Raw genomic sequence first — 20,220 nt, forward strand, 5'->3', positions numbered from 1 at the left:
GGCCATTCTACCCTCTCCGAGGGCAAAAAAATAGACACGTTGCAAAATTAGAGTGACTCTGCTTTTCTCTGGGACCATGGAGACGATCCTCAGCACCGACGGGCTCACCCGGACGTTCACCACCAAGCGCGGCACCGTCGAGGCGGTCCGCGGCATCGACATGACCGTGGAGCGCGGCGAGATCCTCGGCTTCCTCGGCCCCAACGGCGCGGGCAAGAGCACGACCCTGCGGATGCTCACCACCCTGCTGCCGCCCACCCGGGGCACCGCCTCCATCGCGGGGCACGACCTGGCGCGCGAGCCCGTCGCCGTGCGGCGGCGCATCGGGTACGTCGCGCAGCAGAGCGGCGTCGCGCCCGACGAGACGGTCGGCGCCGAACTCGTCTTCCAGGGCCGCATGTACGGCCTCGACAGGGCGGAGGCCGCCCGGCGCGCCGCGACACTGGCCGGCGAACTCGACCTCTCCGACCTGCTGGACCGCAAAGGTTCCGAACTGTCGGGCGGCCAGCGGCGCCGCCTGGACATCGCGCTCGCCCTGACACACCGGCCCGCCGTCCTGTTCCTCGACGAGCCGACCACCGGGCTCGACCCGGGCAGCCGCGCGAGCCTGTGGGACCTCATCCGCCGCGTGCGCGACGAGCAGGACACCACCGTCTTCCTCACCACGCACTACCTGGACGAGGCCGACGCCCTGTCGGACCGGCTGGTCGTCGTGGACGGCGGCCTCGTCGTCGCCGAGGGGACGCCCGCCGACCTCAAGACACGCTACGGCGGCTCCGCCGGGGCGAGCCTCCAGGACACGTTCCTCGCCATCACAGGACGCGGCCCCCGTACGCCCGACGCCGCGCCCCTCGCGCTGTGAGCCCCGCCCCGACCGCCGTGCCAGCACCGACAGCACCGACCGCCCCGACCGCCCCCGCAGAAGGACGTGCCCCCGTGCCCAGCCCGTTCACCGAGATCGGCATCGTCTTCGGACGCTACCTCCGCCAGACCCTGCGCTCCCGCATCAGCGTGATCTTCGGCGTCACCCAGCCGCTGCTCTTCCTCGTCTTCTTCGGCCCCCTGCTGCGCGACGTCCCCCTCGGCGGCGCCGGGGACTCCTGGCAGACCCTCGTCCCGGGACTGCTCGTGCAGCTCGGCCTGTTCAGCGCCGCGTTCGCGGGCATCGGCGTCATCATCGAGAAGCAGCTCGGCATCATCGAGCGGATGCGGGTGACGCCCGTCCGCAGGTCGGCGCTGCTGCTCGGACGGGTACTGCGGGACGTCGTCCAGCTCCTGGTCCAGTCGCTGCTGATCGTCCTCCTCGGCACCGCCTTCGGGCTGCGCGCACCCCTCGCGGGCGTCCTGATCGCCTTCGTCTTCGTCGCCCTGCTGGGCGCCTCCCTGGCCTCGCTGTCGCACGCGTTCGCCATGCGCGTCCACACGGCACAGGAGTTCGCCCCCGTCGTCAACTCCCTCAACATGCCCGCGATGCTGCTGTCCGGCATCCTGCTGCCGATGTCCCTCGCGCCGGGCTGGCTCGACGCCATCTCCCACTTCGTGCCGTTCCGCTACGTCGTCGACGGCATCCGCGCGGCGTTCGTCGGGCACTACGGCGACGCGGCCCTCCTCCAGGGCACGCTGGCCTCGGTCCTGCTCGCCGCCGTCTGCATGACGGCCGGTCTGCGGCTGTTCGGCAAGACCGACTCCTGACCGCCGCTCCCCGGGCCCTCTACCCTCGGACCATGGTCAACCTGACGCGGATCTACACCCGCACCGGAGACACCGGCACCACGGCCCTCGGCGACTTCAGCCGCACCGCGAAGACCGACACCCGCATCGCCGCCTACGCCGACGCGAACGAGGCGAACGCCGCCATCGGCACGGCGCTCGCCCTCGGCGACCCGTCCGAGGACGTCCGCACCGTCCTCGTCCGGGTGCAGAACGACCTGTTCGACGTGGGCGCCGACCTCTCCACCCCCGTCACCGAGGACCCGGCCACGCCGCCACTGCGCGTCACCCAGACGTACATCGACCGCCTCGAAGCCGACTGCGACCGGTTCCTGTCGGAACTCGAACCGCTCCGCAGCTTCATCCTCCCCGGCGGCACCCCCGCCGCCGCGCTCCTGCACCAGGCGTGCACCGTCGTCCGCCGCGCCGAACGCTCCACCTGGGCCGCGCTCGGCGAACACGGCGAGACGATGAACCCGCTCACCGCCACCTACCTCAACCGCCTGTCCGACCTGCTGTTCATCCTCGCCCGCGTCGCCAACAAGGAGACCGGCGACATCCTGTGGGTCCCCGGCGAGAACCGCTAGGCGGGCCCCCGGTTCTCCGCCGCGCGCTCCGGCGGGCGCTTGGGCCAGATCGAGTACGTGGCCGCGACGATCCCGTGAAGCACCACCACCCGCAGCGCGGTCACCCGGGACGCCTCCAGACGCTCCCGCCCGTCCACATCCCCGACCAGCCACAACATCAGCTGGAGCACGCCCGCCGCGACCAGCCCGCCCACCAGCGTCATCGCCCAGACGCGCCACTCGTGCCGCGCCCGCCCCGCCCCGTACCTCGGCGGCTTCGGCGGGCGCGGACCGCCCCCGAGGCGGTGCGCGGCGTGCCCGTCCGCCCAGCGGACCAGGTAGTGCCCGTACGCCACGGTGAAGCCGAGGTACAGCGCGGCCAGGCCGTGCGCCCATGACGCCTCGCCGCCCGACCGCAGATCGACGACCGTCACCGCCAGCAGCGCCGCGTCCACCAGCGGCACGCACAGCAGCAGCACCTTGCCCAGCCGCCGCATACGCAGCACGTACCGCGCCACCAGACCGCCGCCGAGCACGACCCAGAACGCGACCTCCGCCGCCACGATCAGCCCGAACCCCATCGGCCCCCGCCCTTCCACAACCAGGACTCCCCCGTCCCGTCCACCCTCCCCGCCACGCCACCCGCCCCCCTCGTCGCCGGTGACGATTCCCACTACACCTTTCGATGTACTCCCGGCCGCACGCCCGCCACGCCATGCTGAGATGAACACCATGCCGGGACCACCGCGCCGCCCCCACCGCACCGACGCGCTCATAGCCGCCACCGGCATGGCCGCCGGTCTCGTCATGTGGTCCCTCGGCCTCTACTCCAGCCCCGCCCTCGCACAGGACCGCGGCGACTGGGCGCTCCTCCCCCTCGCCGCCATGTGCACCGCTGAACTCCTGCGCCGCGTCTGGCAGCCCGGCGCCCTGCTGCTGGCCTGCGCCGCGTTCGCCGCCGACCAGGCGACCGGCTCCCTGCTGGTGACCGTCGCCATGTTCACCGACCTCTGCTACGCGGCGGTGATGTACGGGCCGCCGCGCGTCGCCCGCGTCGTCCCCCCGGCGTTCATCGCCGTCAGCATCGGCAGCACCGCACTGCTCCTCGCCCTGCTGCGCGACGCCCAGGCGCTGCTGCTCGGCGCGATGATCGGCCTGCTCACGGTCGGCTCCGCGTTCACCGGCCTCATCACCCGCGCCCACCGCGACGCCGCCGCGGCCGAACGGCTCCGCGCCGAGCAGACGCGGCTGCTCGCCGAGATCGACCGCGCCCAGGCCGTCACCGCCGAACGCTCCCGCGTGGCACGTGAACTGCACGACGTCGTCGCCAACCACCTCTCCGCCATCGCCCTCCACTCCACGGCCGCCCTCTCCCTGCGCGAACCGGACACCACCCGGCGCGCCCTGCGCGTCATCCGCGAGAACTCCACGCAGGGCCTCACCGAGATGCGCCGCCTCATCGGCCTCCTGCGCGACGGCAGCCCGGAGACCCCGGCGCCCACGCCCAGCCTCGACGGCCTCGGCGCCCTCGTCACACAGGCGGACGAGGCCGGCGCCGCCCGCGGCCTGCGCTTCACCGCCGACGACCGCCGCACCGGCACCCCGCTGCCCGCCCCCGTCGAGCTGGCCGCGTACCGCATCGTGCAGGAGTCCCTCGCCAACGCCGTGAAGCACGGCGCCCCCGGCCCCGCCGCCGTCCACCTCGACCTGCGCGACGACACGCTGCACATCGCCGTCACCAGCCCGCACAGCCAACGGCCCGCCCCCGCCGTCCCCGGCACCGGCAGCGGCCTCACCGGGATGCGGGAACGGGCCGCGCTGCTCGGCGGCGACCTGACGGCCGGGCCCCACGGCGGCGTGTGGCACGTACGCGCCGCGCTGCCCCTCGAACCTCCCCTCCCGTCCCAGCACCAGCACCAGCACCAGCACCAGCCGGAGAGGACCGCCCGCCCATGACCCTCCGCGTGCTCGTCGCCGACGACCAGGCCGCCGTACGCCAGGGCATCGTCCTCATCCTGGGCTCCGCCCCCGGCATCGAGGTCGTCGGCGAGGCCGCCGACGGCGAGGAAGCCGTGCGCCTCGCCCGCGCCCTGCGCCCCGACCTGGTCCTCATGGACGTCCGGATGCCGCGCCTCGACGGCGTCTCCGCGACCGCCGCCGTCACCCGCGAGCAACTGGCCGAGGTCCTGGTGCTGACGACGTTCGACTTCGACGCGTACGTCTTCGGCGCCCTGCGCGCGGGCGCCGGGGGCTTCCTGCTGAAGGACAGCGACGCGGACACCCTCGTCGCCGCCGTCCGCACCGTCGCGGCGGGCGAGGGCACGATCGCGCCCGCCGTCACCCGGCGGCTGATCGCCGAGTTCGCCCGCACCGCCCCCCGTACGCCCTCCCCCGCCGCCGCGCGGCTGTCCGCGCTGACCCCGCGGGAACGCGAGGTGCTCGCCCACATCGGCGCGGGCCTGTCCAACGGGCAGATCGCCCGCCGCATCGGCGCCGCCGAGGCCACCGTGAAGACCCACGTCAGCCGCCTCCTGGCCAAGCTCGACCTGCGCAGCCGCGTCCAGGCGGCCGTGCTGGCACAGGAGTCGGGCATCACCCCGGAAACCTTCTGACGCGGCGTCCCCGGACGGCCCAGCACCACGCGCCGAGCGACCCCGGCGTCCCCAGACTGAGGCCATGGCAGAACACTCGAAACGGCACGGCCCGTCCGGCACGGCCGAGCGCGTACGCGGCCCCGAAGGCGCCGCACGCCGTGCCAGCCGCCGCCTCGAACGCCTCACCGGCCACCCCGTGGACGGCGTCTCCGGCGTCTCCGCCGAGGAGCACGGCTGGCGCGTGGCACTCGACGTCCTCGAAGTCCCCCGCATCCCGGACACCACCAGCCTGATGGCCACCTACGAGGTGGACCTCGACCGGCACGGGAAACTCCTGCGCTTCCGCAGGGTGCGCCGCTACCGGCGCGCCGCGTCCGACGACTGACGCACCCCCGCCCCCCGCGAAGGAGCACCCGCATGACCGTCACCACCGCCTACCCCGCCGCCTACCCCGACGGCGTCGCCTGCTCGCCCCGCTCGGGGACGCTGTACGACGTCATCGACATCATCCTCGACCGGGGCATGGTCATCGACGTCTTCGTCCGCGTCTCACTCGTCGGCATCGAGATCCTGCGCGTGGACGTCCGCGTCGTCATAGCCAGCGTGGACACCTACCTCTACTTCGCCGAGGTCTGCAACCGCATCGACCTGGAGTCGGACGACCGCGCGCAGTCCCTGCCCAACATAAGGGGCGGCGCGCAGGCCCCCCACCCGCCGACAGCCCGTCAGCAGGCGGCCAAGAGCCTGAAGAAGAAGGCGAAGAAGGCGAAGGAAGCCCTCAAGCCCAGCCACCACCGGCCGCACCGGCACCACCACGACGAGGACGACGGTAAGAGATGAGCCCGCTGTACGTGTACGGCTTCGTCCGCCCGGGACACCCCGTCCCCGCCCTGGCACAGGGCGTCGGCGACCCCCCGGCGCGCGTCCGCGTCGTGGGCGACGGCACGCTCGCCGCCGCCGTCAGCAAGGCGCCGCCCGACCTGCTGGCACGACGCCGCGACCTCACCGCGCACCGGGAGGTCCTGCTCGCCCTCGCGGCGGACGGCCCCGTCCTGCCGATGCGCTTCGGCGTGGTCGCGCCCGATCGCGCCACGCTCCGGGAACGGCTCGCGGAGTCCCCGGAGACCCACCTCCGGACGCTCGAACGGCTCGACGGGCGGCTGGAGATGAACTGCAAGGTCTTCCCCGTCGAGGCCGCGCTCGCGGGCCTCCTGCGCGCGGACGCCACGCTGCGCGCGCTCCGCGACCAGGCGCGCCGCCGCCCGGGGTACGAGACCAGCGTCCGCCTCGGCGAGGCCGCCACCGACGCGCTGCGGCGCCACGCCACGACGGCCGCCGCCGGTGCGGTACGGGCCCTCGCCGCGTACGCGGAGGCCGTCGCGCCGGGACCCGAGGTGCCCGGCTGTGTCGGGAACACGTCGTTCCTCGTGCCGCGCGCCGCCGTCGCCGGCTTCAGGACCGAGGCGGCCCGCCACACGGCGGCGCTCGCGGACCGGGCCGAACTGCGCGTCACCGGCCCGCTGCCCTGCTTCAGCTTCGTCACCCCCGGCGCGGCACCCGCCGCCACCGCGGCGGCGGCCATGGGGCAGGCCTGACATGGGCCTGCTCTCCGGACTGATCCTGCTGCCGCTGGCCCCCGTGCGTGGCACGGCCTGGGTGGCCGAGCGGATCGCCGAGGCGGCGGACAAGGAGACCAGCGATCCGGCACCCGTCCTGGCCCGGCTCACCGAGCTGCACCGGGCGCTCGACGAGGGCGTGCTCGGCGAGGAGGAGTTCGAGCGCGAGGAGGAGGCCCTGCTGATCGAGCTGCGCCGCCGCCGCGAGGCCGCCACGCCACCCGCCGCACGACCGGTCCACACCCACCCACCGAGCAGGAAGGTCCCCGACTGATGGACTCCCACAAGGCGGCCGTCGCGGCGGGCATCGCGGGCGGCTATCTGCTGGGCCGCCGCCACAAGGCGAAGCTCGCCCTGGTCGTCGCCACCTATGTCGCCGGACGCCGCTTCCGCCTCAGCCCCACGGGGCTGGCCGTCGCGGGGCTGCGCAGGATCCAGGACAACCCGCAGTTCGCGGAGGCCACGGAGCGGCTGCGCGGCCAGGTGCTCGACGCCGGCCGTACAGCGGCCCAGGAGCGCATCAGCGCGCTCACCGACACCCTCCGCGAGAGGACCGAGGCGCTCGGCGGCGCCCTCGGCAGCGGCGACGGCGCAGACGACGAGGACCGGGAGGAGGAGCAGGGCGCCGGGCCGGAGCGGCACGACAGCCACCGGCACCGCGACCGCTCCCACCGCAGGCGCGCCCAGGCGGACGACGAGGACGACGCAGCGGATGCAGAGGAGGAGGACGAGGCCCCGGAGGACCGCGAGGAGCCGCCGCAGCGCAAGCAGCGGAAGAAGGCCGCCGCGGCCAAGGCGGCCCACACGAAGAAGGCGGCCGGCGCCCGCAAGCGCGCCGCGCGCTCCACGTCCCGGTCCCAGCGCGAGAGGTGACGGACATGGCGAAGAGAGACACGGCCGGGCAGGACGGCGGAAGCGGCGCGCAGGACGCGCTCGCCCAGAGCCTGGAGCGGCTCGGCAACGAGGTCACCGGCTTCCTCACGGCCCAGATCCACCGGCTCGCGGACGCCGCCCAGGCCAGGCTGGGCGACGTGGCCGGCCAGGTCGGCGGGGACGCGCTTGACCCCAAGAACCTGCCGAAGACCGGCGCGAAGCTCCTCGGCGGCAAGGCCAAGGACTCGGCGGTCGGCTCCGTGAAGAAGGCCGTCCCGGGTATGGGCGGCGGTGATGGCGACGGTGACGGCGGTGACGGCGGAGGCGACGGCGGCAAGAAGCAGGGCGGCAAGGCCGGCGGCAAGTTCACCAGCATCATCGAGACCATCGACATCGGCGTCCCGCTGAACGAGGCCTACCGCCACTGGACCTCGTACGAGGACTTCAGCGACTTCATGAAGGGCGTCCAGGGCGTCGAGCGGCCCGACGAGACGACGAGCGACTGGAAGTTCAAGGTCGGCCCGTCGAACCGGAGCTGGAAGGCCACCGTCCAGGAACAGGTCCCCTACGAGAAGATCGAGTGGACCTCCGAGGGCGCCCAGGGCAGCAGCCGGGGCGTCGTCACGTTCCACGAGCTGGCGCCGAAGCTGACGCGGATCGTGGTCGTCGTCCAGTACTACCCGTCCGGGTTCTTCGAGAAGACGGCCAACCTCTGGCGCGCCGCCGGCCGCCGCCTGCGCCTCGACCTCAAGAACTTCCAGCGCCACGTGACGCTGGAGGCGGACGAGGTGCCCGAGGGCTGGCTCGGCGAGATCCGCGAGGCCGAGGTCGTCCAGGACCACGAGTCGGAGGACGAGGAGACCGAGGACGACGAGGACGACGAGGACGACGAGGACGACGACGAGGAAGAAGAGGAAGGTGACGAGCGGTGACCCTGCCCGTGGAGCCCGTGGACACCTGCGAGACGTTCACCCACCGCCCCTCAGGACCGTCCAACCTCGCCGACATCCTGGAGCGCATCCTCGACAAGGGCATCGTCATCGCCGGTGACGTCAAGATCGACCTGCTCGACATCGAGCTGCTGACGATCCGGCTGCGCCTGTTCATCTCCTCCGTGGACACCGCGCGGAAGGCCGGCATCAACTGGTGGGAGACCGAGCCCTCGCTGTCCACCACGGCCAACCGCGACGCCCTCGTCGACGAGAACCGCCTGCTGCGCGAACGCATCGCCGACCTCGAACGGGACCGCATCGCCGAACACGAACGGGACACCCTGGACCACACATGACGACCTCCCCCACCTCCCCCGCACCCCACACCACCGCCCCCCGGCACGGCTCCGCCACCTGCGTCTTCGCCGTCTGCCCCCGCGCCTCCGCGGACGCCCTGGCCGACGCCCTGGCCTCCGTGTCCGGGCACGTGACGGCCTCAGGACCGGTCCGCGCGCTCGCCGCGGGACCGCTTGCGGCCGTGGTGCAGGACGTGCCCGCCGAGGCCTTCACCCCCGAGGCCCTGCGCGAACGCCTCGCCGACCGCGACGCCCTCGAACGGTACGCGCGGGCGCACGACGAGGTCGTCGCCGCCACGGCCGCGACCGCCCCGGCCATCCCCCTCCCCCTCGCCACGCTCTACCTGGCGGACGCGCGCGCCCGCGACGCGCTCACCGCCGACGCGCGGCGCTTCCTGACCGTCCTCGACCGCGTCACCGGCCGCGACGAGTGGGGCGTCAAACTCACGCTCACCGCCCCCGCCGCCACACCGCCGCCGGAGCCCACCCCGGCGGCCCAGGCGGCGACCGGCCGCGCGTACCTCGACCGCCTGCGCGGCCGCCAGCACGCCCGGGACGACCGGCGCCAGGCCGCGTACGACGCCGCCCGGCACGTCCGCGAGCGCCTGCGCCCCCTCGCCGCCGCGTCACGCGACCTGCGTCTCCAGGAGACGGGCACGCAACCGCAGGTGGCGAACACCGCGTACCTCGTGGACCGCTCCCGCGCCGACGCGTTCGCCGCCGCCGTCGCCGCCCTCCGCTCCGCTCCGGAGACCGCCGGACGGGTGCGCGTCGAGCTGACCGGCCCCTGGGCGCCCTACTCCTTCACCGGTGAGGACCATGACGAGAACCCTGGCTGACGCCACCACGCCCGCCTCCGGCGTGCCCACCCCGCCGGAACCCGCACCCTGGGCCGGCCCCGACGGGCCCTACGGCCCGATCGGCGTCCCGCTCGTGGACCTGCTCGACCGGGTCCTCGGCTGCGGCGTCGTCATCAGCGGGGACCTGGTGATCGCCATCGCCGAGGTCCCCCTCGTCCGGCTGTCCCTGCACGCGCTGCTGGCGACGGTGTCCGAACGGGTCCCGTCGCCCTGGGCCGACAGCGGGCCGCTGTGAGCGGCCTGCGCGCCGGCCTGCCGGACGGCACGGCCCTCGCGGCGGCGCCCGGCGCGCCCGCCCGGGTGGACATCGACGGCGAGAGCGTCGGCCGCGACCTGGCGGCGCTCGTGCTGACCGTCGTGGAGCTGCTGCGGCAGCTCATGGAACGGCAGGCGGTCCGCCGCGCCGACTCGGGCGAGCTGACGGACGAGCAGGTGGAACGCGTCGGGACCACCCTGATGCTGCTCGACCGGCGGATGGGCGAGCTGCGTGACCAGTTCGGCCTGAAACCCGAGGACCTCAACCTCGACCTCGGGCCCCTCGGCTCCCTGCTGCCCCGCGACTGAGCCCCCGGAGAACGCACGCGCCCTGGGAACGCACGCGCCCCTGGGAACGAGAAAGGCCCGGCTCAGGCGACGTTCACCCGTTGTCCGGGTGGCGCCGCCTCCAGCCAGGCCAGGAAGCCGGTGAGCGCGTCCTCGCTCATCGCCAGCTCGATGTCCCAGTCGTCATGGCGACAGCTGAGCACCACCGCCCCGGGCAGCAGCGCCAGCTCCTCCTCGCCCTCCGGCCGCCGCCGCTCGCGTACCTGGATGCGGTCGCGCTCCAGCGTCCGGCGCGGGCGCGGCGCGTAGGAGAACACGCGGAACCACTCGATGTGGTCCCCGTTGTAGCGGGCGACGCCGTAGCGCCAGCCCTTGCCCGCGGGCAGTCCGGCGCGTGCGGCGAACCGCGCGCTACAGTCGAACGTGCCGCCGGACCGCTGGATCAGCCGCCGCCGCAGTCCGAAGCCGAAGAGCCCGAGGACCGCGAGGACCAGCACCGCGCCGACGGACACGAGCAGGACGACAACCATGGGTCAACGACCTCCTCGCCTCGTACCGCCGTGTCTCGCGCCGGATACCCCTGGGTGTGCCTGGTGATGCGTCAGCGGTCCGCCGAGACAGCACGCAGGCGGACGTCGGCACGCCGCTCGGCCTCGGCGTCCTCCTCCGACCTCGCCTGCTCCAGGGCACGCTGGGCACGCTCGACGTCGATCTCGTCGGACAGCTCGGCGATCTCGGCGAGCAGCGACAGCTTACCGTCCGTGTACGACAGGAAACCGCCGTGGACGGCCACGGTGACCGTGCCCGCGCCGCTCTCACCCGCCGTGCGGATGGTCACGGGGCCCGACTTCAGGACGGCGAGCACCGGCTGGTGCCCCGGCATGATGCCGATGTCGCCCGCGGTGGTCCGCGCGACGACCAGGCTCGCCTCACCGGACCAGACCCGGCGGTCGGCGGCGACCAACTCGACGTGCAGCTCAGCCACGATGGCTCCCTCACTTCCGGATATCCGCCTGGATATCGCCGGCTAGTCGAAGAATAGATGGGGCTCGCGGACATCCGCGGGGCGGGGGCACCCCTGGGGGTGAACCCCCGCCCCGGGGTCCGGGCAGGCCGGCCGCCCGGCGTCAGGAGACGCCGAGCGCCTTCGCCTTGGCCTTCAGGTCGTCCAGGCCACCGCACATGAAGAACGCCTGCTCGGGGAAGTGGTCGTACTCCCCGTCCGCGATGGCGTTGAACGCGGCGATGGACTCGTCCAGCGGCACGTCCGAGCCGTCGAGGCCGGTGAACTGCTTCGCCGCGTGGGTGTTCTGCGACAGGAAGCGCTCGATACGGCGGGCGCGGCTGACGGTGAGCTTGTCCTCCTCGCCCAGCTCGTCCATGCCGAGGATGGCGATGATGTCCTGGAGGTCCTTGTACTTCTGGAGGATGTTCTTGACGCGCGAGGCGCAGTCGTAGTGGTCCTGCGAGACGTAGCGCGGGTCCAGGATGCGGGACGTGGAGTCCAGCGGGTCCACGGCCGGGTAGATGCCCTTCTCCGAGATCGGACGGGAGAGCACCGTCGTCGCGTCGAGGTGGGCGAACGTGGTGGCCGGGGCCGGGTCCGTCAGGTCGTCGGCGGGCACGTAGATCGCCTGCATCGAGGTGATCGAGTGGCCGCGGGTCGAGGTGATGCGCTCCTGGAGCACACCCATCTCGTCCGCCAGGTTCGGCTGGTAGCCCACCGCGGAGGGCATGCGGCCCAGCAGCGTGGACACCTCGGAGCCGGCCTGCGTGAAGCGGAAGATGTTGTCGATGAAGAACAGCACGTCCTGCTTCTGCACATCGCGGAAGTACTCCGCCATGGTCAGACCGGCCAGGGCGACGCGCAGGCGGGTGCCCGGCGGCTCGTCCATCTGGCCGAAGACGAGGGCGGTCTGCGGGAGCACGCCGGACTCGGCCATCTCCTCGATCAGGTCGTTGCCCTCACGGGTGCGCTCGCCCACACCGGCGAACACGGAGACGCCCTCGTGCAGCTTCGCCACACGCATGATCATCTCCTGGATGAGCACGGTCTTGCCCACCCCGGCGCCGCCGAACAGGCCGATCTTGCCGCCCCTGACGTAGGGGGTCAGCAGGTCGATGACCTTCAGACCGGTCTCGAACATCTCGGTCTTCGACTCAAGCTGGTCGAACGCGGGCGCCTGCCGGTGGATCTCCCACCGGTCGGTGATCTCCGCCTCGGCCTCGGGCTCGTTGAGGATGCGGCCCAGGGTGTTGAAGACGCGGCCCTTGGTCACGTCGCCGACCGGCACCGTGATGCCCTTGCCGGTGTCGGTGACGGGCGCCTGGCGGACCAGGCCGTCGTTGGGCTCCAGGGCGATGGTACGGACCATGCCGTCGCCCAGGTGCTGCGCGACCTCAAGGGTCAGCGTCTTCCTCGCGCCCGCCTGCGCCGGGTCGGCGATGTCGACGGTCAGCGCGTTGTAGATCTCGGGCATGGAGTCCACCGGGAACTCCACGTCCACCACGGGCCCCCTGACCCGCGCGATACGGCCCGTGGCCGTGGCCTGCGTGGGGGCCGACTCGGCAGCAGTAGTCATGATCAGCGTTCACTTCCCGCGGTCGCGTCGGCCAAGGCGCTCGCGCCACCGACGATCTCGGTGATTTCCTGGGTGATTTCGGCCTGGCGGGCCGCGTTCGCAAGCCGGGTGAGGGACCGGATGAGGTCCTCGGCGTTGTCGGTCGCGGACTTCATCGCCCGGCGGGTGGCGGCGTGCTTGGAGGCCGCCGCCTGGAGCAGGGCGTTGTAGATCCGGCTCTCGACGTAGCGCGGCAGCAGCGCGTCCAGCACCTGCTCGGCCGACGGCTCGAACTCGTAGAGCGGCGCAGGCTGGTTGCCGCGCTCGAAGACCTCGGCCGACTCCTCGGCCGTCGACTTCAGGGTCAGCGGCAGCATCCTGGCCTCGACCGGCGACTGCGTCATCATCGAGACGAACTCGGTGAAGACGATGTGCAGCTCGTCGACGCCGCCCTCGTCGGTGTCCCGCTGGACCGCCTCGATGAGCGGCGCCGCCACGGCCTTGGCGTCCGCGTACGTCGGGCTGTCCGTGAAACCGGTCCACGACTGGACGACCGGCCGCTCGCGGAAGCCGTAGTACGAGACGCCCTTGCGGCCGACGACGTACGCGTCCACCTGCTTGCCCTGGGCGACCAGCTCGCTCGTCAGGTGCTCGCCCGCCTTGATGGCGTTGGCGGAGTAGCCGCCGGCCAGGCCGCGGTCGGACGTGATCAGCAGCACCGCCGCCCGCCGGGGCCGCTCGGCCTCGGTGGTCAGCGGGTGCTTGACGTCCGCGCCGCGCGCCACGGCCGTGACGGCCTTGGTCAGCTCGTCGGCGTACGGAGCCGACGCGGCCACCTTGCGCTGCGCCTTGACGATGCGCGAGGCCGCGATCATCTCCATGGCGCGGGTGATCTTCTTGGTGGCCGTGACGGACTTGATCCGCCGCTTGTAAACGCGAAGCTGAGCGCCCATGGGTCAGTCCTCGCCCAGCAGCCGGCCGTCCGCCGTCTGGAACTGCTGCTTGAACTGGTTGACCGCCGAGCGGACGGCGTCGAGCGTCTCGTCCGACATCTTGCCGCCCTCCCGGATGGAGGTCATGAGGTCCTTGTGGTCACGGCCCAGGTAGTCCAGCAGCTCGCGCTCGAAGCGGCGGATCTCGCCGACCGGGATGTCGTCCATCAGGCCGCTGGTACCGGACCAGACGGAGACGACCTGGTTCTCGGTCGAGAACGGGCTGTACTGGTCCTGCTTCAGCAGCTCGACCATGCGCTGACCGCGCGCCAGCGCGGACTTGGACGCGGCGTCCAGGTCGGAACCGAAGGCGGCGAACGCCTCCAGCTCGCGGTACTGGGCGAGGTCCACACGCAGCGAACCGGTGATCTGCCGGATCGCCCTGTGCTGCGCGGAGCCGCCGACACGGGAGACGGAGATACCGACGTTCAGCGCCGGGCGCTGGCCCGCGTTGAACAGGTCGGACTCCAGGAAGCACTGGCCGTCGGTGATGGAGATGACGTTGGTCGGGATGAACGCCGACACGTCGTTGGCCTTCGTCTCGACGATCGGCAGGCCGGTCATCGAGCCGCCGCCCATCTCGTCGGAGAGCTTGGCGCAGCGCTCCAGGAGGCGGGAGTGCAGGTAGAAGACGTCGCCCGGGTACGCCTCGCGGCCCGGCGGGCGGCGGAGCAGCAGGGAGACGGCGCGGTAGGCGTCGGCCTGCTTCGACAGGTCGTCGAAGACGATCAGGACGTGCTTGCCCTGGTACATCCAGTGCTGGCCGATGGCCGAGCCCGTGTAGGGCGCGATGTACTTGAAGCCGGCCGGGTCGGACGCGGGGGCGGCCACGATGGTGGTGTAGTCCATCGCGCCGGCCTCCTCCAGCGCGCCGCGCACGGACGCGATGGTGGAGCCCTTCTGGCCGATCGCCACGTAGATGCAGCGGACCTGCTTGTTCGGGTCGCCGGAGCGCCAGTTGTCGCGCTGGTTGATGATCGTGTCCACCGCGAGGGCGGTCTTGCCGGTCTGCCGGTCGCCGATGATCAGCTGGCGCTGGCCGCGGCCGATCGGCGTCATGGTGTCCACGGCCTTGTAGCCGGTCTCCATGGGCTCGTGCACCGACTTGCGCTGCATGACCGAGGGGGCCTGGAGTTCGAGGGCGCGGCGGCCCTCCGACTCGATCTCGCCGCGGCCGTCGATCGGGTTGCCCAGCGGGTCGACGACACGGCCGAGGTACTTGTCGCCGACGCCGACGGACAGCACCTCACCGGTGCGGCGCACCGGCTGGCCCTCCTCGATCCCGCTGAACTCACCGAGGACCACGGTGCCGATCTCGCGCTCCTCAAGGTTGAGGGCGAGGCCGAGGGTGCCGTCCTCGAACTCCAGCAGTTCGTTCGCCATGGCCGAGGGCAGCCCCTCGACCAGCGCGATGCCGTCACCGGCAACGCTGACCGTCCCGACCTCTTCCCGCGAGGCCGCGTCCGGCGTGTACGACTGGACAAAGTTCTCCAGTGCGTCCCGGATCTCATCCGGCCGGATCGTGAGCTCCGCCATCTGGGTTCCCTGCTCTCCTTGTTGGGCCCGTACGTTCGTCCGTCTACGGCCCAACCGGGCCGCTGGTCCTGCAATCTTGTTCTGGCTTCTCGGCGCCGCGCGCGTGACGCTCGCGGCGCGCTCCGCCCGCGCGGTCAGCCGGCGAGGCGCCGGCTGACGTCCTCCAGGCGGTCGGCGACGGTGCCGTGGATGACCTCGTCCCCGACCCGGACCGAGATCCCGCCGACGACGGCCGGGTCCACGTCCAGGTTGAGCTGGATGGGCCGGCCGTACAGCCGGGCCAGGGCGCCGCCCAGGCGTTCCCGCTGCTGGTCGCTCAGCGGCACCGCCGTGGTGACGACCGCGACCGACCGGCCGCGGCGCGCCGCCGCCAGCGTGGACAGCGCGTCGAGCCCTGCCTCCAGGCTACGGCCTCGCGGCCGTTCCACCAGGCGCACGACCAGCCGCTGCGTCACCTCGTGGGTACGGCCGCCGAGCAGGTCGGAGACCAGCCCGGCCCTGGCCGCCACGGCGCCCGGCTCGTTGTTCCGCGCGGCGAGCGAGGCCCGCAGCTGCGGCGAGGTGGCGACGATCCGCGCGAAGCGGAACAGCTCGTCCTCCACCGCGTCCAGGCCGCCGGCCCGCTCCGCGGCGATGAGGTCGGCGCTGTCCGCCAGCTCCTCCACCGCGTCCACCAGGTCGCGGGAGGCCGACCAGCGGGACCTGACCATGCCGGAGACCAGGTCGACGGCCTCTCCCGAGACCTGCCCGGTCAGCAGCCGCGCGACCAGGCCGGCCTTCTGCTCGCCCTGCTGGGCGGGGTCGGTCAGCACCCGGCGCAGCCCGACCTCGCGGTCGAACAGGCCGGTGACCGAGGCCAGGTCGCCTGCGAGGGCGGCGGCGTCGACAGACGTGTTGTCGGCCAGGGCGTCGAGCCGTTCCCTGGCCGCCTCCAGCGCCTCGCGGCTCGCTCCGTTCATGGAGGTCACGCTTCCCTTCCGGACTGGCTGGGGACGCCGGCCTCGGCGCGGTTCTCCAGCTCGTCCAGGAAGCGGTCGATCGTCCTGCTCTGGCGGGCGTGGTCCTCCAGGGACTCACCGACGAGCCGGCCGGCGAGATCGACGGCGAGCTTGCCGACGTCCTGCCGCAGCTGCTCGGCGGCCTGCTTGCGGTCCGCCTCGATCTGGGCGTGGCCGGCGGCGATGATCTCCTCGCGCTGCCGCTGGCCCTCGGCGCGCATCTCCGCGATGAGCGCCGCGCCCTGCTCCTTGGCCTCCTGGCGCAGCCGGCCGGCCTCGTGGCGGGCCTCGGCGAGCTGCTCCCGGTAGCTCTCCAGCGTCTGGCGGGCCTCGGCCTGGGTGGCCTCGGCCTTCTCCATGCCGCCTTCGATGGCCTCGCGACGCTCCTCCAGCGTCTTGTTGATGCTGGGGAGGAGCTTCTTGTAGAAGACGAAGAAGATGACCGCGAAGCAGAAGAGCCCGATGAAGACCTCGGGCCACACCGGCAACAGCGGGCTCTGCGGTCCCTCGCTCTCCGCGAACAACATGGTGGTTGACCTCTCGTCGGTTGGGGCGGGTGGTGCTGGGATCAGATGGCGAACGCCAGCACGAAGCCCATCAGCGCCAGCGCCTCGATGACGGCGAAGCCGAGCAGCATGTTGGTACGGATGAGACCGGCGGCCTCGGGCTGGCGGGCCATGGCCTGCACGCCGTTGCCGAACACGATGCCGACGCCCACACCGGGGCCGATGGCCGCGAGACCGAAGCCGATGGTGTTGACGCTGCCTTCGACGGCGGCAAGGGTTTCGAAAGCGGACATGTCGGTGGTTCCTTCTCTGTGGTGGGCCGGTGGGGGGTTGGCCCACCGGTGGGTCGTGCGGTCGGGAAGGTCTTGCTGGCTCTCAGTGCGCCTCTTCGAGCGCCTGGGAGAGGTATGTGGCGGTCAGGACGGTGAAGACGTACGCCTGGAGCGCCTGGATGAACAGCTCGAAGACGGTCAGCACGAGTGCCAGGACCAGCGCGGGGATCGCGTAGAGCGTGCCGACGACGGTGCCCAGCATGTACCAGCTGGCCGTGATGAACAGCAGCAGCAGGAGGTGGCCGGCGAACATGTTGGCGAAGAGCCGGACGGCCAGCGTGAACGGCCGCAGGAACACGTTCGAGATGAACTCGATCGGCGTGAGGACGACGTAGATGCCCTTGGGCAGGCCGCTGGGGACGCAGAGGTTCCGCAGGCCGCCGGCGAAGCCGTTGGTCCTGAAGGTGACCGTCATGTAGACGACCCACACCGTCACCGCGAGCGCGGCCGGGAAGGCGATCGCCGAGGTGACGGGGAACTGGGCGAACGGGATGACCGCCCAGACGTTCATCACCCAGACGAAGAAGAACAGCGAGACGAGCAGCGGGACGTACGGTTCGCCCTTCTTGCCGATGATCTCGCGGGAGATGCCCCGGTGGACGAAGTCGTAGCCCGCCTCGGCGACCATCTGGAGCTTGCCGGGAACGACCTTCGGCTTGGCGAACGCGGTCCAGAAGAAGGCCAGGATCGCGACCGTGCCGAGCAGCGCCAGCAGCATGATCTTGTTGAACTCGATCGGACCGATGCTGAACAGCGGGTCGAAGATGAACGACCACACCGACGGAGCGGGGAAGCCGCAGTCCTGGAACAGATGGCAATCGGTCTCGAAGGCGAGCAGCTGATCGTTACTCACCGTGAGCTCCCTCGGCGTGACGCATGAATACGGCTACCTCGATGTGTCGGCGTGGCAGCGTGCCACGGGACGGCACTGGACTGGGTGTGGCGGAAGGCGGGCCGGTCAGCGTGCGCACGGCTGTCCCGCACAGCCCGTGCCGCGACGCCCCGGCTTCCGGCGACGGACGATAGCAGCCCGCGACGACACCGGTTATCCACCCCTCGCCCCGGCTCATCGCCGGCCGCCGGGTGGCGCCGTGCCCGACTCCGGCACGACGTAGGGCGTCTTGGACGTGACATGCGCCCGGACCGTGCCGCCGAGCCAGGCGGCGATGCCCACCACGACGCCCGCCGCGAAGGCCCGTCCGTCGAGGAACGAGGCGTCGCGCAGCAGGAGAAGGAGGACGAGCAGCAGCCCCATCTGGGTCGTGTAGATCAACAGGGCCGCGCCCATGAAGAGTTCGGGCCAGCGGTCTCCGACGGCGCTGAGCGAGACCATGCCGAGCGCGAAGAAACCGGCGGCCACCAGGACGCCGAGCGCGACCCCGACGGCGCCGTCCGTGGCGGCCGTCACCGCGCCGACGGCAACGGCGAGCACACCTACCGCGGCAGTGGGGATCGCGGCGCCGCGGATGATCCGGGCGTCGTTGGACTGCATGGAAGTGTTTCTCCGGCGGGGCTTCGGGGACGTGTCGTCTTCGACATTGGCGGTGTCCGGCGGGCTCGGGCGGTCGTGCCGGGGACGGTGCGCGATCCGCCGTGGGGGCCGGTTCGCGCGGGGCGTGACCGCCGCGCCTGACGGGCGTGTTCTGAGTCCGGCGGTGGGCTGCGGCGCCGGGCTTTCGTGAACGCTATCACAAACTATTTGATGAGGTCTTTACCCAGTTCGTGTGGAGGAGATCACACGGGAGGAGTATTCACGGCGTTGCGCCGCTGACGCTGTGGGTGACATCTGTTAAGAGCGGGTGTCGATCTTCCGGCGGTCGGCGAAACGCTTGCGGTCACCGACCGCCGTGGCGCCGTGGGGGCCCGCGTGCGGGGGGCGCGGCTGCTCCCTCGCGGCCATTCCCGCGTCCGTGGACGACGGCCCGGCACCGGGGCCCTCCCCCGGCCCGCCAGGCGCCTCGGCGGGCCGCTGCGCGGTGCCGTGGCCCGTTCCCGCCGGTACGGCCGCCTCCGCCGACTGCCGTTGGGCGGCGAGCCGTTCCTGGCGCCGGATGCGGTAGCGCGGCGGCACCACGCGCTCGGCCCACGGGGGCACGCGCGGGGTGAAGCGCGGCAGCAGCAGCACGATGAGCCCCAGCGCGCTGAGCGCCAGCACGGTCGGCACGATCCAGGCGCTCAGCGACTGCACCGAGTACGCGACGGCGCCGAACCCGATCAGCGCCGACCAGAAGTACATGATCAGCACGGCGCGGGTCTGCGAGTGCCCGATCTCCAGCAGCCGGTGGTGCAGGTGCCCGCGGTCGGCGGAGAACGGCGAACGCCCGTTCCAGGTGCGGCGGACGATCGCCATCACCAGGTCGGCGAACGGGACGGCGATGATCGTCAGCGGCAGCAGCAGCGGGATGTAGACCGGGATCAGCTCCTGGACCGTCGTCGACTCGGACTGTGTGAACAGGTTCACGGCGTCCGGGTCCACCTGGCCCGTGATCGACACGGCGCCCGCCGCCAGCACCAGGCCGAGCAGCATCGAGCCGGAGTCGCCCATGAAGATGCGCGCCGGATGCAGGTTGTGCGGCAGGAAGCCGGCGCACATGCCGATCAGCACGGCGGCGAAGAGCGTGCCGGGCGCCGCCGCCTCGATGCCGTAGCCGTACCAGATGCGGTAGCTGTACAGGAAGAACGCCGCCGCCGCGATGCCCACCATGCCGCCCGCGAGGCCGTCGAGGCCGTCCACGAAGTTCACCGCGTTGATCGTGATCACGACCAGCGCGACGGTCAGCAGCGTGCCCTGGAGCGGGGTGAGCGCGACGACGCCGACGGTCGGGATCGGCAGCCACAGGATCGTGAGGCCCTGGAGGACCATGACGCCCGCCGCGACCATCTGGAGGCCGAGCTTCAGCAGCGCGTCCACGCCGTACCGGTCGTCCAGGACGCCGATCACCCAGATCAGGGCGGCACCGGACAGCAGCGCGCGCGGCTCGTCCGACAGCCGGAAGACCTCGCCGACGTTCTCCAGCTGCGACGCCGCGAGCAGACCGGCGCACAGGCCGCCGAACATGGCGATGCCGCCGAGACGCGGCGTCGGCTCGCGGTGGACGTCGCGGGCCCTGATCGCCGGCATCGCGCCCCAGGCGATGGCGAACTTCCGCACCGGACCGGTCAGCAGGTAGGTGACGGCCGCCGCGACGCAGAGCGTCAACAGGTATTCGCGCACAGAAAGCCCCGATGGTCTCGCTGGACTGCCG

General features: G+C 72.2%; 27 protein-coding genes. 15 read left to right on the forward strand and 12 right to left on the reverse strand.

From position 1 onward, the window contains the following. Window positions 1-76: 76 nt before the first annotated feature. The 3 genes from ACL02R_RS16725 to ACL02R_RS16735 all read left to right on the forward strand — a co-directional run bounded on the left by ACL02R_RS16725 (window position 77) and on the right by ACL02R_RS16735 (window position 2,297). A complete protein-coding gene (locus tag ACL02R_RS16725) occupies window positions 77-862 on the forward strand; it encodes an ABC transporter ATP-binding protein (RefSeq protein ID WP_412797712.1) in 786 nt (261 codons plus the stop codon). Window positions 863-936: 74 nt separating this feature from the next. After that, window positions 937-1,692: an ABC transporter permease gene (locus ACL02R_RS16730; RefSeq protein WP_412797713.1), complete on the forward strand. Its 756-nt coding sequence runs from the start codon at window positions 937-939 to the stop codon at window positions 1,690-1,692. Window positions 1,693-1,724: 32 nt separating this feature from the next. Then, window positions 1,725-2,297, forward strand: a complete 573-nt coding sequence (locus ACL02R_RS16735; protein WP_398846707.1) for a cob(I)yrinic acid a,c-diamide adenosyltransferase — start codon at window positions 1,725-1,727, stop codon at window positions 2,295-2,297. Here ACL02R_RS16735 and ACL02R_RS16740 read toward each other — a convergent pair. After that, window positions 2,294-2,857, reverse strand: a complete 564-nt coding sequence (locus ACL02R_RS16740; protein WP_412797714.1) for a hypothetical protein — start codon at window positions 2,855-2,857, stop codon at window positions 2,294-2,296. The genes ACL02R_RS16735 and ACL02R_RS16740 overlap by 4 nt on opposite strands. A 151-nt stretch (window positions 2,858-3,008) precedes the next feature. Between ACL02R_RS16740 and ACL02R_RS16745 the strand changes: the two genes are divergently transcribed. From ACL02R_RS16745 to ACL02R_RS16800, 12 genes are all read left to right on the forward strand, one after another. Beyond that, window positions 3,009-4,232 carry a sensor histidine kinase gene (locus ACL02R_RS16745; RefSeq protein ID WP_412797715.1) on the forward strand — a complete coding sequence of 408 codons (1,224 nt, stop codon included), beginning with the start codon at window positions 3,009-3,011 and terminating at the stop codon, window positions 4,230-4,232. After that, window positions 4,229-4,888 carry a response regulator gene (locus ACL02R_RS16750; protein ID WP_412797716.1) on the forward strand — a complete coding sequence of 220 codons (660 nt, stop codon included), beginning with the start codon at window positions 4,229-4,231 and terminating at the stop codon, window positions 4,886-4,888. Before ACL02R_RS16745 ends, ACL02R_RS16750 begins: the two co-directional genes overlap by 4 nt. Before the next feature lie 64 nt (window positions 4,889-4,952). After that, window positions 4,953-5,255, forward strand: a complete 303-nt coding sequence (locus ACL02R_RS16755; protein WP_362965466.1) for a gas vesicle protein — start codon at window positions 4,953-4,955, stop codon at window positions 5,253-5,255. 32 nt (window positions 5,256-5,287) lie between these two features. Next, window positions 5,288-5,710 (forward strand): gas vesicle protein GvpJ, encoded by a 423-nt coding sequence (gene gvpJ / locus ACL02R_RS16760; protein ID WP_412797717.1) that lies wholly within the window; start codon window positions 5,288-5,290, stop codon window positions 5,708-5,710. Continuing rightward, window positions 5,707-6,465: a GvpL/GvpF family gas vesicle protein gene (locus ACL02R_RS16765; protein WP_412797718.1), complete on the forward strand. Its 759-nt coding sequence runs from the start codon at window positions 5,707-5,709 to the stop codon at window positions 6,463-6,465. The genes gvpJ (ACL02R_RS16760) and ACL02R_RS16765 overlap by 4 nt, the downstream gene beginning before the upstream one ends. 1 nt (window position 6,466) lies before the next feature. Next, the gene (locus ACL02R_RS16770) at window positions 6,467-6,760 is read left to right on the forward strand and encodes a gas vesicle protein GvpG (RefSeq protein ID WP_412797719.1); all 294 of its coding nucleotides are present in this window, start codon (window positions 6,467-6,469) and stop codon (window positions 6,758-6,760) included. Further along, a complete protein-coding gene (locus tag ACL02R_RS16775) occupies window positions 6,760-7,359 on the forward strand; it encodes a hypothetical protein (protein WP_412797720.1) in 600 nt (199 codons plus the stop codon). Before ACL02R_RS16770 ends, ACL02R_RS16775 begins: the two co-directional genes overlap by 1 nt. Window positions 7,360-7,364: 5 nt before the next feature. Further along, a complete protein-coding gene (locus ACL02R_RS16780; RefSeq protein ID WP_412797721.1) occupies window positions 7,365-8,291 on the forward strand; it encodes an SRPBCC family protein in 927 nt (308 codons plus the stop codon). Window positions 8,292-8,293: 2 nt separating this feature from the next. Then, window positions 8,294-8,647 (forward strand): gas vesicle protein GvpJ, encoded by a 354-nt coding sequence (gvpJ, locus tag ACL02R_RS16785; RefSeq protein WP_412797783.1) that lies wholly within the window; start codon window positions 8,294-8,296, stop codon window positions 8,645-8,647. Further along, window positions 8,644-9,486: a GvpL/GvpF family gas vesicle protein gene (locus ACL02R_RS16790; RefSeq protein WP_412797722.1), complete on the forward strand. Its 843-nt coding sequence runs from the start codon at window positions 8,644-8,646 to the stop codon at window positions 9,484-9,486. The genes gvpJ (ACL02R_RS16785) and ACL02R_RS16790 overlap by 4 nt, the downstream gene beginning before the upstream one ends. Beyond that, the gene (locus ACL02R_RS16795; protein WP_412797723.1) at window positions 9,467-9,742 is read left to right on the forward strand and encodes a gas vesicle protein; all 276 of its coding nucleotides are present in this window, start codon (window positions 9,467-9,469) and stop codon (window positions 9,740-9,742) included. The genes ACL02R_RS16790 and ACL02R_RS16795 overlap by 20 nt, the downstream gene beginning before the upstream one ends. A gap of 65 nt (window positions 9,743-9,807) precedes the next feature. Then, the gene (locus ACL02R_RS16800) at window positions 9,808-10,071 is read left to right on the forward strand and encodes a gas vesicle protein K (protein ID WP_412797784.1); all 264 of its coding nucleotides are present in this window, start codon (window positions 9,808-9,810) and stop codon (window positions 10,069-10,071) included. Window positions 10,072-10,133: 62 nt separating this feature from the next. Here ACL02R_RS16800 and ACL02R_RS16805 read toward each other — a convergent pair whose 3' ends face one another. From ACL02R_RS16805 to ACL02R_RS16855, 11 genes are all read right to left on the reverse strand, one after another. Next, complete coding sequence (locus ACL02R_RS16805; RefSeq protein ID WP_412797724.1) at window positions 10,134-10,580, reverse strand: DUF2550 domain-containing protein; 447 nt, start codon at window positions 10,578-10,580, stop codon at window positions 10,134-10,136. 71 nt (window positions 10,581-10,651) lie between these two features. Beyond that, on the reverse strand, window positions 10,652-11,035 hold the full coding sequence (locus ACL02R_RS16810) for a F0F1 ATP synthase subunit epsilon (RefSeq protein ID WP_412797725.1): 384 nt from the start codon (window positions 11,033-11,035) through the stop codon (window positions 10,652-10,654). A gap of 142 nt (window positions 11,036-11,177) precedes the next feature. Then, the gene (gene atpD / locus ACL02R_RS16815; RefSeq protein WP_412797726.1) at window positions 11,178-12,632 is read right to left on the reverse strand and encodes a F0F1 ATP synthase subunit beta; all 1,455 of its coding nucleotides are present in this window, start codon (window positions 12,630-12,632) and stop codon (window positions 11,178-11,180) included. 2 nt (window positions 12,633-12,634) lie between these two features. After that, the gene (locus ACL02R_RS16820; protein WP_412797727.1) at window positions 12,635-13,564 is read right to left on the reverse strand and encodes a F0F1 ATP synthase subunit gamma; all 930 of its coding nucleotides are present in this window, start codon (window positions 13,562-13,564) and stop codon (window positions 12,635-12,637) included. Between the two features lie 3 nt (window positions 13,565-13,567). Next, a complete protein-coding gene (gene atpA, locus ACL02R_RS16825; protein WP_412797728.1) occupies window positions 13,568-15,139 on the reverse strand; it encodes a F0F1 ATP synthase subunit alpha in 1,572 nt (523 codons plus the stop codon). Window positions 15,140-15,273: 134 nt separating this feature from the next. Beyond that, window positions 15,274-16,098 carry a F0F1 ATP synthase subunit delta gene (locus ACL02R_RS16830; RefSeq protein ID WP_412797729.1) on the reverse strand — a complete coding sequence of 275 codons (825 nt, stop codon included), beginning with the start codon at window positions 16,096-16,098 and terminating at the stop codon, window positions 15,274-15,276. A 5-nt stretch (window positions 16,099-16,103) separates the two neighbouring features. After that, the gene (locus tag ACL02R_RS16835) at window positions 16,104-16,664 is read right to left on the reverse strand and encodes a F0F1 ATP synthase subunit B (RefSeq protein ID WP_412797730.1); all 561 of its coding nucleotides are present in this window, start codon (window positions 16,662-16,664) and stop codon (window positions 16,104-16,106) included. 41 nt (window positions 16,665-16,705) lie between these two features. Beyond that, window positions 16,706-16,936, reverse strand: coding sequence for an ATP synthase F0 subunit C (atpE, locus tag ACL02R_RS16840; RefSeq protein WP_052848131.1), 231 nt, complete (start codon window positions 16,934-16,936; stop codon window positions 16,706-16,708). 82 nt (window positions 16,937-17,018) lie between these two features. Continuing rightward, window positions 17,019-17,828: a F0F1 ATP synthase subunit A gene (gene atpB, locus ACL02R_RS16845; protein ID WP_412797731.1), complete on the reverse strand. Its 810-nt coding sequence runs from the start codon at window positions 17,826-17,828 to the stop codon at window positions 17,019-17,021. Between the two features lie 213 nt (window positions 17,829-18,041). Then, window positions 18,042-18,467 carry a hypothetical protein gene (locus ACL02R_RS16850; RefSeq protein ID WP_412797732.1) on the reverse strand — a complete coding sequence of 142 codons (426 nt, stop codon included), beginning with the start codon at window positions 18,465-18,467 and terminating at the stop codon, window positions 18,042-18,044. A gap of 297 nt (window positions 18,468-18,764) precedes the next feature. Further along, window positions 18,765-20,189: an MraY family glycosyltransferase gene (locus ACL02R_RS16855; protein ID WP_412797733.1), complete on the reverse strand. Its 1,425-nt coding sequence runs from the start codon at window positions 20,187-20,189 to the stop codon at window positions 18,765-18,767. Between the last annotated feature and the right edge of the window lie 31 nt (window positions 20,190-20,220).

The organism is Streptomyces sp. MS19 (genome assembly GCF_047200595.1).
Classification (GTDB): domain Bacteria; phylum Actinomycetota; class Actinomycetes; order Streptomycetales; family Streptomycetaceae; genus Streptomyces.

Excerpts from the sequence above, each read along its gene's own strand:
- ACL02R_RS16725 (WP_412797712.1), top strand. The coding sequence starts at position 77 with ATGGAGACGATCCTCAGCACCGACGGGCTCACCCGGACGTTCACCACC.
- ACL02R_RS16735 (WP_398846707.1), top strand. The coding sequence starts at position 1,725 with ATGGTCAACCTGACGCGGATCTACACCCGCACCGGAGACACCGGCACC.
- ACL02R_RS16740 (WP_412797714.1), bottom strand. The coding sequence starts at position 2,857 with ATGGGGTTCGGGCTGATCGTGGCGGCGGAGGTCGCGTTCTGGGTCGTG.
- ACL02R_RS16745 (WP_412797715.1), top strand. The coding sequence starts at position 3,009 with ATGCCGGGACCACCGCGCCGCCCCCACCGCACCGACGCGCTCATAGCC.
- ACL02R_RS16750 (WP_412797716.1), top strand. The coding sequence starts at position 4,229 with ATGACCCTCCGCGTGCTCGTCGCCGACGACCAGGCCGCCGTACGCCAG.
- ACL02R_RS16755 (WP_362965466.1), top strand. The coding sequence starts at position 4,953 with ATGGCAGAACACTCGAAACGGCACGGCCCGTCCGGCACGGCCGAGCGC.
- gvpJ (WP_412797717.1), top strand. The coding sequence starts at position 5,288 with ATGACCGTCACCACCGCCTACCCCGCCGCCTACCCCGACGGCGTCGCC.
- ACL02R_RS16765 (WP_412797718.1), top strand. The coding sequence starts at position 5,707 with ATGAGCCCGCTGTACGTGTACGGCTTCGTCCGCCCGGGACACCCCGTC.
- ACL02R_RS16770 (WP_412797719.1), top strand. The coding sequence starts at position 6,467 with ATGGGCCTGCTCTCCGGACTGATCCTGCTGCCGCTGGCCCCCGTGCGT.
- ACL02R_RS16775 (WP_412797720.1), top strand. The coding sequence starts at position 6,760 with ATGGACTCCCACAAGGCGGCCGTCGCGGCGGGCATCGCGGGCGGCTAT.
- ACL02R_RS16780 (WP_412797721.1), top strand. The coding sequence starts at position 7,365 with ATGGCGAAGAGAGACACGGCCGGGCAGGACGGCGGAAGCGGCGCGCAG.
- ACL02R_RS16790 (WP_412797722.1), top strand. The coding sequence starts at position 8,644 with ATGACGACCTCCCCCACCTCCCCCGCACCCCACACCACCGCCCCCCGG.
- ACL02R_RS16795 (WP_412797723.1), top strand. The coding sequence starts at position 9,467 with ATGACGAGAACCCTGGCTGACGCCACCACGCCCGCCTCCGGCGTGCCC.
- ACL02R_RS16805 (WP_412797724.1), bottom strand. The coding sequence starts at position 10,580 with ATGGTTGTCGTCCTGCTCGTGTCCGTCGGCGCGGTGCTGGTCCTCGCG.
- atpD (WP_412797726.1), bottom strand. The coding sequence starts at position 12,632 with ATGACTACTGCTGCCGAGTCGGCCCCCACGCAGGCCACGGCCACGGGC.
- ACL02R_RS16820 (WP_412797727.1), bottom strand. The coding sequence starts at position 13,564 with ATGGGCGCTCAGCTTCGCGTTTACAAGCGGCGGATCAAGTCCGTCACG.
- atpA (WP_412797728.1), bottom strand. The coding sequence starts at position 15,139 with ATGGCGGAGCTCACGATCCGGCCGGATGAGATCCGGGACGCACTGGAG.
- ACL02R_RS16830 (WP_412797729.1), bottom strand. The coding sequence starts at position 16,098 with ATGAACGGAGCGAGCCGCGAGGCGCTGGAGGCGGCCAGGGAACGGCTC.
- ACL02R_RS16835 (WP_412797730.1), bottom strand. The coding sequence starts at position 16,664 with ATGTTGTTCGCGGAGAGCGAGGGACCGCAGAGCCCGCTGTTGCCGGTG.
- atpE (WP_052848131.1), bottom strand. The coding sequence starts at position 16,936 with ATGTCCGCTTTCGAAACCCTTGCCGCCGTCGAAGGCAGCGTCAACACC.
- ACL02R_RS16850 (WP_412797732.1), bottom strand. The coding sequence starts at position 18,467 with ATGCAGTCCAACGACGCCCGGATCATCCGCGGCGCCGCGATCCCCACT.